The sequence below is a fragment of the Kitasatospora sp. NPDC056181 genome, from assembly GCF_042266225.1.
Lineage (GTDB): Bacteria > Actinomycetota > Actinomycetes > Streptomycetales > Streptomycetaceae > Kitasatospora.
In genome coordinates this window covers 1-11,446 of sequence record NZ_JBHJUK010000211.1, presented here as the reverse complement: position 1 = coordinate 11,446, position 11,446 = coordinate 1, and the positions used below count along the sequence as shown (strand labels likewise).

The 11,446-nt window shown below is 73.0% G+C and carries 5 protein-coding genes; 1 reads left to right on the top strand and 4 read right to left on the bottom strand.

The genetic code is table 11. The features are described 5' to 3' along the window. Window positions 1-93: 93 nt before the first annotated feature. The 4 genes from ACFC1F_RS40255 to ACFC1F_RS40240 form a co-directional block, all read right to left on the bottom strand. The gene (locus ACFC1F_RS40255) at window positions 94-1,281 is read right to left on the bottom strand and encodes a ferritin-like protein (protein WP_376166366.1); all 1,188 of its coding nucleotides are present in this window, start codon (window positions 1,279-1,281) and stop codon (window positions 94-96) included. Further along, window positions 1,278-3,269 carry a GMC family oxidoreductase gene (locus ACFC1F_RS40250; RefSeq protein ID WP_376166364.1) on the bottom strand — a complete coding sequence of 664 codons (1,992 nt, stop codon included), beginning with the start codon at window positions 3,267-3,269 and terminating at the stop codon, window positions 1,278-1,280. Before ACFC1F_RS40250 ends, ACFC1F_RS40255 begins: the two co-directional genes overlap by 4 nt. Next, window positions 3,266-3,901 (bottom strand): hypothetical protein, encoded by a 636-nt coding sequence (locus ACFC1F_RS40245; RefSeq protein ID WP_376166363.1) that lies wholly within the window; start codon window positions 3,899-3,901, stop codon window positions 3,266-3,268. The genes ACFC1F_RS40250 and ACFC1F_RS40245 overlap by 4 nt, the downstream gene beginning before the upstream one ends. A gap of 212 nt (window positions 3,902-4,113) precedes the next feature. After that, window positions 4,114-8,397, bottom strand: coding sequence for a molybdopterin-dependent oxidoreductase (locus ACFC1F_RS40240; RefSeq protein ID WP_376166361.1), 4,284 nt, complete (start codon window positions 8,395-8,397; stop codon window positions 4,114-4,116). Between the two features lie 290 nt (window positions 8,398-8,687). Between ACFC1F_RS40240 and lanM the strand changes: the two genes are divergently transcribed. Then, window positions 8,688-11,446 (top strand): type 2 lanthipeptide synthetase LanM (lanM, locus tag ACFC1F_RS40235; protein ID WP_376166359.1); only part of this gene is annotated, 2,759 nt, incomplete at its 3' end.

Sequence of the window (11,446 nt, the reverse complement as noted above, 5' to 3'; positions counted from 1 at the left end):
CCGGGTGCGGGGCGCGTGGGTCGGTTCGGGTGTGGATGCGGTGCGGGTGCCTGTCCCGGGGCCAGGATGCCTGCCGCCGGAGGCACCGGACGGTCAGGCGAAGGCCTCGGCGGAGTCGGAGGTCAGGGCGGACAGGTCGATCGGTGCGCCCGCTTCGAGCGACGCCGCCTGGATGTTGCGTCCGACCTCCTTCTCGGCGGCCTGGAAGTCGGGCGCCTGGAGTTCGAAGGTGGCGCTGGCGAACCGGCCCAGGGCGGCCTGCTCCGGGTCCGGGTGGGGGTTGCGGTAGAGCTGTCCGGCGCGGTCGCGCAGCTCCAGCATGGTGGGGATGGCGAGCGCCATGTCCCGGGGCCGTCCGTTGAAGGCGGAGTCCAGGTAGCACAGCAGCACGGCGTAGCGGGAGTTGAACGCCACCGCCTGTTCGTACACCGCGCTGGTGGCCTCGAACCGCTTGTAGTCGGCGACCTTGGAGTCGCCGTGGATCGGGTAGGCGTCGTCCCAGGTCACGTCGATCAGCGGGCCGCTGGGCTGGTCCTTGGGGCGGTCGTCGGGGCCGTAGCTGCGCCCGGTGTAGATCTCGTTGAAGCGGAAGTAGTGGGCCAGTTCGGGCTGTTCGCCGAAGCGGTTGTTGCTGTTCCAGATGGTGTCGTGGACGCCCTCGCCCTGCTCGGTGATGGTCTCCAGCGCTTCGAGCGCCGAGTTGCGGCCGTCGACCGGGAAGACCTCGCCGCCGGAGTTGTAGAAGTCCTCCGGGCCGACCTGGTGGCCGGGCTTCTCGCGGGTGAAGACCCGGTCGTGGCCGAGGGTCCTGATGAGGTACTCCAGGCCCTCCCGGATGGTGTCGTAGAACTGCCCGATGGAGGTCCAGCCCGAGCCCTGTTCGGCGGCGGGCGTCATCGCCTTGGGCTGCTCGATCCGCAGGAAGGTGCTGAGCGCCTCGGGGGAGAAGTGCTGCAGCCCGATGCTCGGTACGGTCTCGCCGCTGAAGGGCAGGCGGGCCGGGTACTTCGCGACGAAGCCGGTGTCGACCCTGGGGGTGCCGCCGACCGCGTTGAGCAGGTTGGCGACCAGCGTCATGTGGAGCATCTCCTCCAGCAGGACGGCGCGGATCGCGTAGTACGCGGTGCGGTTGGTGCCGGGGCGGATGGTGTACATCCCGGTCATGTAGACGGGGACGGTCAGGTGCTCCACCTCCAGCGCGGCCTGGAGGTACTTGCGCAGGTCGGGCATGGTCCTCGGGATGCCGAAGCCCGCTCGGTCCAGTTCGAGGGCGGTGATCACGTCAGTACCTCCGACTCGTCGGCCCCGCCGGCCGGTCGCCGTGCCTCCGCGCCGCGGAGATCGGCCGGCCGGCGGTCGAGGAGCAGGTCCTGGTGGATCTGCTCCGCGCTGCGCAGGGCCAGGGCCAGCATGGTGATGGTGGGGTTGCTGGTGCCGATGGAGGGCATGCTGCCGCAGCCGACGGCGTACAGGTTGGGGTGTTCCCAGGTGCGCTGGTACTCGTCGACCACGGAGGTGGCCGCCGAACCGCCCATGATGTGCGTGCCGGCGCCGTGCCCGGCACCGCTGTAGGCCAGGTGCAGGGTCTCGCCGTCCAGGGTGTGCTCGAAGTGGCCGAGCGGGGGCACGCCGTCGCGCGGCGCGTGGTCGGTGTAGTCGGTGGCGCCGAGGCTGTGGAAGATCCGCTGCGCGACCTTCCGGGCGGCGAACAGCCCGTCCCGGGTGTGCCGGTCGAGGTCGTAGGTGATGACCGGGCGGAGGTTGCCCATCGCGTCGCGGTAGCGGCGGTCGATGGTGACCCGGTTGTTCGGGTTCGCCGACTGCTCGACGGCGATCTGCAGTTGGAGCTGTCGGCCGACGGTGGAGCCGAGCAGCCGGCGCAGCTCCGGTCCGAACACGCCGTCCGGTCGCACCTCGCCGTTCTCGTCACCGCCGATTCCGAGGGAGGTGGCGACGTTGCTCATCGGCGCGCCGGTGGCCCAGCCCCAGCCCCAGTTGCCGATCTCGATCCGGAACGGGGCACGCTGGGCACGCCCGTCGCCGAAGCGGAAGGCCTCCCAGCCGGAGGTGTGCCCGGGCCCGCGGAACGGGCCGACCGGTCCGCGCCTCTCGTCGGCGAGCGCCCAGTTGAGGATGGTCGGGTGGTCCATCAGGTTGCGGCCGACCTGGTCGCTGCCGTTGGCGAGGCCGGAGAACAGCAGCAGCCGCGCGTTCTCGATGGCGTGCGCGGCCAGCACGACCATGTCCGCCTGGACGACGTACGAGCGGCCGACGGGCGAGGCCGGGTCGGTGTAGGTGCGGAACTCCACCCCGCTCACCCGGCCGCCCCGGGTCGCGCCCGCCAGCCGGACGCGGGTCGCGACGCAGCGGGTGGCGAGCGAGACCGTCTTCGAGAACCGGGCCTGCTGGCGCAGCGGGTGGGACTTGGCCTGCACCGGGCAGATCGGCACGCAGCTCGCGTTGCCCACGCAGCGCTCGCCGTAGTTCGGCAGGCCCACCGCGCTCTCCGGCCGGTAGGGGACCGGGGAGTAGTCCGGGTTCGGAGTGGAGTTGCGGGCCTGCGGCAGGCTCCTGACCTGGAGCTCGTACGTCTCGGCGGTGACCTCGTCGAGGATGTTCGTGCCGTTGAGGCCGCTGCAGTACTCGTCGATGTAGCTGGCCGGGATCTGATGCATCGGGTAGACGTAGTCGTCGCTGGTGACGACTCCGATCGCGCGCTGGTCGTCCGCGTTCCCGGCCACGCCGATCTCCAACTCGGCCCGGGCGTACCAGGGTTGCAGTTCCTCCGCGCCGAGCGGCCAGCTGCGGCCGTAGCCGAACCCCTCGGTGGCGAAGTCCTCGGGGTGCATGCGCGGCACCGCGCCGAGCCAGTGCATGGCCGCGCCGCCCAACTCCCGCAGGTAGTCGGTGCCGTAGGGCAGTCGGCCGTTCTGGACGAAGTAGCCGTTGGCGGTGAACTCCGGCTGCCCCGGCTTCGGGTCGCGCACGGGGGCGAGGTCGAGGACGTCCGGGTAGGGGGCGGCGGTGTTGCGCCGGTAGGCGGAGTTGGGCACCTTGGCGACGGCGGAGTGGTAGGTGGTGAGCGAGCCGAGGTAGCCGGGCCAGGTTTCGGTGCCGCTGTTGCCGGCCTCCAGGATCAGGACGTTCCAGCCCAGGTCGCCGAGTTCCCTGGCGATCAGGCTGCCGGACCAGCCGCCGCCGACGATGACGACGTCGTAGCGCCGGCGGACGGCCTCGTCCGCGCTGATGGTGGTGACGCTCTCGGTCATGCGTGCTCCTCACGGGCGGCGGGCCCGGCCGAGGTCGGGACGGCGGACGGCGGGATCTGGCGCCAGGCGCGGTAGCCGGGCAGCAGGTGATCGGGCACGGCGTCCAGCGCGACCTCGGACTCCAGGCCGGTGCGGCAGACCAACTCCTCACCGAGGCCGAGGTCCTGGCGCAGCCCGTCGGCGGTGGGCTGGGCCGGCGGCCTGACCGCCCAGGTGCCGAAGCCCGGCGGCTTCGCCCCGGCCGGGTGCCCGTGGAAGGTCCGCCACACCAGGCCCTCGACGTACGCCTCCGGCGCGACCACGAACTCCTCGTTGGCCATCTGGCGGCGCAGCGCCGCGTGCGCGGCCGGCGCGAGCCGGGGCCAGGCGCCGGTGAGCCACATGTACGTCAGTGCCCGGGCCACCTCCAGGTGGACGGGCGACAGGTCCTTGGGACCGCCGCGCTCCGAGGCGGCCACCCCCCACGCGGTCCAGAACTCCGCGAAGGCGGCCGCCCCGACCTGCTGCCGGGCGGTCTCCAGGTAACGCTCGGCCATGCCGGTGGCGTACAGGTCGAACGCGGGGAAGCCGGTCAGCGGCACACAGAGGTCGACGAACTCCTCGACCTCTTTCGTCACAGCGGGAACCGTCATCGTGCTCCTCTCTCACAGGGGACTTCGCCCGGACGGCGGCGGACGCCGTACCGAGAGCCGTTCCTGGGCGAACCGTTCAGCATCATCGCCCACCCGGGCGGCCCAACCCCGGCTCAGCCGGGCCACGCGCCCGGTTTCACCCGACCGGGTGATGGCGGCTCCCGGTGCGCGTCAGGGAGCGGGGGTTCACGGCCTCCGTGCGAAGCCCACTGTCAGTACACGTCGCGGACGTAGCGCTTCTCGGCCGCGAGCTGCTTGACGTAGGCGGCGGCGTGGTCCTCGTCGAGTCCGCCGTGGGTGACGGCGATGTCGCGCAGGGCGCGGTCGACGTCCTTGGCCATCCGGCTGGCGTCGCCGCAGACGTAGAAGTGGGCTCCGTCCTGCAGCCAGGACCACAGCAGGGCGCCGTTCTCGCGCATCCTGTCCTGCACGTAGACCTTGGCGCGCTGGTCGCGGGAGAAGGCGAGGTCGAGGCGGGAGAGGGTGCCGTGGCGGTGCAGTTCCTCCAGTTCCTGCTCGTAGTAGAAGTCGGTGGCGCGGCGCTGTTCGCCGAAGAGGAGCCAGTTGCCGGCGCGGTGGCCGAGGGCGCGCCGGTGCTCGAGGAAGCCCAGGAAGGGTGCCACGCCGGTACCCGGTCCGACCATGACGGCCGGGGTCGTGGGGTCGGCCGGGGGGCGGAAGTGCGGTGAGCGCTGGACGAACAGCGGGACCTCGGTGCCGGGTTCGGCGTCGGCGAGGAAGGTCGAGGCGACTCCCTTCCGCCGGTGGCCGCGGGGGCCCTCGTAGCGCACCACGGAGACCGTGAGGCTGACCCTGCCGGGGGTGGCGAGCGGGCTGGAGGAGATGGAGTACAGGCGCGGTTGGAGGCGCTTGAGGGTGTCCGTCCACTCCTGGGCGCCGAGTCGGACGGGGTACTCGGTGAGGAGGTCGACCGCCTGACGGCCCCAGCTCCACCTCGCGAGCCCGTCCTTGTTGTCGGGGCGGAGCAATCGCTTGAGATCCCGGTCGCCGGTGTGTTCGACCGCGAGGCGCAGGAGGTCGGGGGTGATGCGGGTGATGTCGAGGTGATGGGTGAGCGCCTCGGCGAAGCCGGCGGTGGCGGTGCCGGTGAGTACGACCTCGGCGGCCGGGTCGAGGCCGGTGACGGCCAGCCACTCGTCCACGAGACCGGGGCAGTTGGCGGGGCGGACGCCGAGGGCGTCGCCGGCCTCGTAGGCGAGGGAGTCGCCGACGTCGAAGGTGAACCGGCGGACCTCCTTGGCCGCGCCTGCCAGGCTGAGGAGCTGGTTGCCGCAGAGCGGCGCGCGGTGGGGGTCGTTCCTGGTGGGGCGGGTGGCGGCGTCGGCGACCGGGCCGGCCGCCGGTGCTGCCATCGGTGCTGCCGCCGGCACTGTCACCGGAGTGTCCGCGGAGCCCTGGCCAGGTGCCGGGCCGTCGAGGTTGGTGAGGACGGCCTTGAACCAGGTGTCGGCGCTCTCCCCGTCGTCGGGTTCGCACTCGGCGCGGGGGTGCAGGCGGGTGGCACCGAGTGCGGCGAGGCGTTCGTCGAGGCGGCGGCCGTGGCCGCAGAAGTCGTCGTAGGAGGAGTCGCCGAACGCGAGGACGGAGTAGCGGACGTCGCGCAGCAGCGGGGCATCGGGAGCACTGAGCCCCTGCCAGAAGTCCGCGCCGTTGTCGGGGGCGTCACCGTCGCCGAACGTACTGGTGATCAGGAGGACGTCGGTGCCGGCCGTGAGCTGTGCCGGGTCGGCGTCGGCCATGGCGAGCAGGGTGGGGGCGTGGCCGGCTTCGGCGAGGCGCGCGTTCAGGGCGGCGGCGTACTCCTCGGCGTTGCCGGTCTGCGAGGCCCAGAGGACGAGCATGCGGCGGCTCGGAGCCGGCGCCTCGGCGGGGGGACCCGGTGTCGTCGCGGGTTCGGCGACGGGTGTCCGCGCGCCGCCTCGGTCGCCGCCGCGGTCTCCGCCGTGGTCGCCGGTGCGGGAGAAGGCGCCGGCGAGGACGCCGTTCACCCACAGGGCGGTGTCCGGGGGGAAGGGGGCGGTCGACGGGAGTACGGGCACGTCAGTGTGCGGGGCCAGGGCGACGCCGGCGAGGTAGCCGGAGAGGTAGCGGCGCTCGTGGTCGGCCAGTGCCGGCGGAGCGAGGTCGGTGAGGCCGAACAGCGTGGCCAGGGCGGGCAGGGCGGCCGGGGCCGGACCGGCCTGCCCGTGGGCGAGCGCCGTGACGGCTCGCGGCCCCGCGTCGGACCCGGGGGCGGCCGCGGTCACGGGCGTGGCCGTGTCGGCGGCGGGGACGGTGCTCGGACGGGCCTGCACCGGTGCGGACGTCTTGGCGAGGTTCACGGCGCAGACCTTGAGTTCCGGCTGGTAGGAGACGGGGTCGACGGCATCGTTGGTGACGGCGTTGATGGAGAGGTACTCGCCGAACAGGTCGTTCCAGTGGAACGGGGCGAAGCTGTTGCCGGGGCGCACCCGGTCGGTGACGACGGCGGGCAGGACGGCGCGGCCGCGGCGGGAGGCGACCTCCACGTGGTCCTCGTCGGTGATGCCGAGGCGCCGGGCGTCCTCCGGGTGGATCTCGATGAAGGGGCCGGGGTTGAGCCTGTTGAGCTTGGCGACCTTGCCGGTCTTGGTGAGGGTGTGCCACTGGTGCTGGAGCCGGCCGGTGTTGAGGACGAACGGGTAGTCGTCGTCCGGGAGTTCGGCAGCAGGGAGGTGCGGTCGGGCGAAGAACCGGGCACGACCGTCCGGGGTGGGGAAGACGAGCCGGGGGCGGGTACCGTCGGGTCGTTCCAGCAGGGCCTGGCTCACGCCGTCGTTGAGGTAGCGGACCGGGTTGCGGGCCCCGGCGCCGGGTGCGGCCGGCCACTGCACCGGGGCGTCACGCAGCCGCTCGTAGCTCACGCCGCGCAGGTCCCATCCGGTCTGCGGGTTCCAGGCCCGTTTGAGCTCCTCGAAGACCTCCTCCGCACTGTCGTACGTGAACGCCTCGGCGAAGCCCATCGCGCAGGCGACACGGGAGATGAGCAGCCAGTCCGGGGTGGCCTCGCCGGGCGGGGTGACGACTCCGGGGACGAGGGTGAGGTTCCGCTCCGAGTTGGTCATGACGCCGTCGGACTCGGCCCAGAGCGTGCCCGGCAGCACCACGTCGGCGTACGCGTTGGTCTCCGTCTCCGCGAACACGTCCTGCGTGATCACGAGTTCGGCCGTCTCCAGGCCCTGGATGACCGTCCTGCGGTTGGCGACGGAGGCGACCGGGTTGGTGCAGATGATCCAGCACGCCTTGATGTCGCCGGCGGCCATCCGCTCGAACATCTCGACCGTGCCACGGCCGACCTCGGTGCGCAGCGAGCCCTGCTCGATGCCCCACAGGCTCTCGATGAAGGCCCGGTCGTCGTCGGCCAGGACGGAGCGCTGGCCGGGCAGACCGGGGCCCATGTAGCCCATCTCGCGGCCGCCCATGGCGTTGGGCTGCCCGGTCAGGGAGAGCGGGCCGGAGCCGGGGCGGCAGATCGCACCCGTCGCGAGGTGCAGGTTGACCAGGGCGTTGGTGTTCCAGGTGCCGTGGGTGGACTGGTTGAGCCCCATCGTCCAGCAGCTCATCCACTCGCCCGCCTCGCCGATCCACTGCGCGGCCTGCCGGATGTCGGCCTCCGGGAGGCCCGTGATCCCGGCGACCTTCGCCGGGGTGTAGTCGGCGAGGAAGGCCGGCATCTCCTCCCAGCCGTCGGTGAACTCGGCGATGAACCCGGGGTCGGTGTGGCCGTTCTCGACCAGGAGGTGCAGCAGGCCGTTCAGCAGGGCGAGGTCGGTTCCGGGCCTGATCTGGAGAAAGAGATCGGCCTTGTCGGCGGTGGCGTTGCGGCGCGGGTCGACGACGATCAGCCGGGCACCGGACGACTTGACCCGGTCCATCATCCGCAGGAACAGGATCGGATGGCAGTCGGCCATGTTCGCGCCGATCACGAAGAAGGCGTCGGCCCGCTCGAAGTCCTCGTACGAGCCGGGCGGGCCGTCCGAACCCAGCGACAGCTTGTATCCCGAACCTGCCGAAGCCATGCACAGCCGCGAGTTGGACTCGATCTGGTTCGTCCGCACGAAGCCCTTCGCGAGCTTGTTCGCCAGGTACTGCGCTTCCAGTGACATCTGCCCGGAGACGTAGAAGGAGAGCGCGTCGGGCCCGTGCTCGTCCAGGATCGCCCGCAGCCGACCTGCCACCGCCGCCACGGCGACGTCCACGCCGACGGGGACGGCGGGTTCCTCCCGGGTACTGCGGACGAGGGCCGTCCCGAGGCGGCCCGGCGCGGCCAGCATGTCCGCGTGCGTCGCGCCCTTGGTGCACAACCGCCCCCCGTTCGCCGGGTGGGCCTTGTCACCGGACACCTTCGCCACGGTTCGGCGGCCGTCCGAGCCGGTCGTCAGGTCGAGAACGACCCCGCAGCCCACGCCGCAGTACGAACAGACCGTCCTCGCCCGACCGCCGGCAGTCCCGACCACACGTCCCCCTCCATCATGCGGGCCCAGACCCACCCGTCGAACGTGCGGCGGCGCCTGCACGGACGCCCAACCTAGGAAGCGCGTGTTGCGGTGGACCGCGGAGATCGATTCGGTGCCGTTACACCGCCCGCACCGGGCCCCGCCGCGGCTGTGAGGGCGCTGTCCGTCGGTTCCGAGGCCCTGCCGCATCCGCATCGCGGTGGAGCGGGTCACTTCCTCGTGGCGCACGCCACCGCGGAGCCTCCTCGGAATTGTGTCCGAATCGAGGGCCTTGTATGGATGGTTGGTGGATGGCACGCTTGGGCGCTGTGATCGACACGTGGAAGCGGTCGGCGGCTGCGCCGGGTGTGGCGAACTGGTGGTTACAGGCGCTGCCCGGGGTCGAGCGGGCCGGGGCGGTCAGGCCGGACTGGGCGGCCTTCGTCGACGAGGTGGTGGCCGGGCCGCCGTCGGGGGGTTCTCGCCCGGCCGCCGGTGGAGTCCCCGGGGATGACGGATTCGTGGCGATTCTTGCCCCGTTCGCGGAGCGGGCCGCGGAACGGCTGCCCGACCGGCACGGGGAGGGCGCCGCGGTCCGGGCCGCGTTCGTGCGTCGGCTGGCCCGTGCGCTGGCGCGGTGCTGCGCCCGTGTGCTCGTGCTGGAACTCCACGCGGCGAGGGCGCGAGGTGGGCTCGAAGGGGGCACACCGTCCGAACGGTTCGACGGCTTCGTCGAATCGATGAAGCAACAGGCTTCTCTCGCTGCGCTGTTCACCACGTACCCGGTGCTCGGACGGGTGGTCGGGCAGAGCTGTCTGCATGCGGTGGCGGCGCTGGACGAGCTCCTCGGCCGGTTCGCGGCAGACCGGGCGGAGATCGTGGCGACGCTGCTGGGCGGGGTGGACCCAGGAGACCTGCTCCGCGTGGACACCGGAGTCGGTGACGGGCACCGGCGGGGGCGTGCGGTGGCGGTCCTGCGGTTCGCCGACGGCCGCCGGGTGGTCTACAAGCCGCGGCCGTTGCAGGCGCACCGGTACTTCAACGACGTGCTCGACTGGTTCAACGCGCGGCCCGGTACGCCCGGGCCGGCGGCACTGGCCCTGCTGGACCGGGGTGCGTACGGCTGGGTCGAGTACGTCGCCCACCGGCCGTGCGAGACGCCGTCGCAGCTCGACCGCTTCTACCGCCGCCAGGGCGCGCTGCTGGCGTTGCTGTACGCCCTGGAGGGCACGGACCTGCACTACGAGAACCTCGTCGCCCGGGGTGACGAACCGGTGCTGATCGACGTCGAGACCCTGTTCCACCCGCCGCCCGCCGCCCGGGCCGACGACCCGGCGGCGCTCGCGCTGCGATCGTCCGTGCACCGGATCGGGTTGCTCCCGCATCTGCTCCTCGGGGACCGGGAGGCGATGGACGTCTCCGGGCTGGGGGGTGACCCGGGCGCGCCGCTGCCGATGGACGGGGTGGCGTGGGCGGACCCGGGTACCGACCGGATGCGGCTGGTGCGCCGGCCGCAGACGCTCGCCGGTGCGGCCAACCGTCCCGGCCTGGCCGGGGACCGGGCCGAACCCGCCGCGCACACCGAGGCGTTGCTCGCCGGCTTCGCCGACGGCTACCGGGCCGTCGCCGCCGGCCGAAGCGAACTGCTCGGCCCACAGGGGATGTTGAGTCGCTTCGCGGACGCCGAGGTCCGCGTCGTGGTACGCCCCACACAGATCTACGCGACGCTGCTGACCGAGGCGACCCACCCCGACGTCCTGCGGGACGCGGCGGAGCGGGAGGCGCTGTTCGGGCTGCTCGGCACCGACGAGTCCGCCGGTCCCGGTCACCCGGGTGCCCTGGAGTTCGAGATCGATCAACTCCGTGACGGCGACGTACCGTTGTTCACCACGATGCCGGGCTCCGTGGACCTGTGGAGCGGCGGCGGGGAGCGCATCGCCGGCGCGCTGGAGCGGTCCGGCCTCGACCGGGCGGCCGAGCGGATCCGGGGCATGGGGGAGGCGGACCTCGCGGCGCAGCAGTGGATCATCCGGGCGGCGATGGCCGCGCGGTCGACCGCGGCCGCCCACGAACCGGCCGCCCTCGAACCGGCCGCCCTCGAACCGGCCGCCCTCGAACCGGCCGCCCTCGAACCGGCCGCCCTCGAACCGGCCGCCCAAGAACCGTCCGCCCAAGAACCGTCCGCCCAGGAACCGGCCGCCCTCGAACCGGCGCTCGACGGACCGGCCGCCCGCATGCCGGCGATCCCGATACCGGCGGTCCCGATGCCGGCGGACCCGGGCGAACCCGGCCCGGAGGCCGTGGACCCCGAACGCCTGCTCGGTGCGGCCCGCCGCATCGGCGACCGGCTCGTCGCACTGGCCCACCAGGGCCCGGCACGCACCAACTGGCTGGGCCTCGACCTCATCGCCGACCGCTACTGGCAACTGAGGCCGTGCGGCGCGGATCTGGGCGGTGGCTACCCCGGGGTGGCCCTGTTCCTCGCCCAGCTCGCCGCGCTCACCGGCGACGACCGCTACGCGGACACGGCCGCTCGCGCCCTCCGGCCGCTGCCCGCCGTGTTGGAGCGGCTCGCGGCCCGGCCGGAGGACCTCGCGGCCGTCGGCCCCGGCGGCTTCGCCGGCCTGGGCGGCATCGCCTACGCGGTCACCATGACGGCGGCCGCGCTGGACGACCCGCAGCTCGCGGCGCTGACCGGCCCGGCGACCGCCCTGACCGTGCGCGCCGCCGAGACCGGGACGGCCCCGGGCATCGCCGACGGCCTGGCCGGTGGCCTCGCGGCGCTGCTCGCCGTCCACCGGGTCACCGGCTCGGAGGAGGCCCTGCGCGGGGCGCGGTCCTGCGCGGACCGCCTCGCCGCCCGCCGGCTGCCACCGGGGCCCGGCTTCGCCACCGGTGCGGCGGGGATCGGCTGGGCGCTGCTCCGCTTCGCGGCGGCCACCGGCGACGCCGGCCACGAGAGCGCGGGGCTGACGGCGCTCCGAGCGGCCGCCGAAGGGCTGCCCACCGAAACGCTGTCCACCGATAGGCCGACCACCGAGAAGCTGCCCACCGAAACGCTGTCCACCGA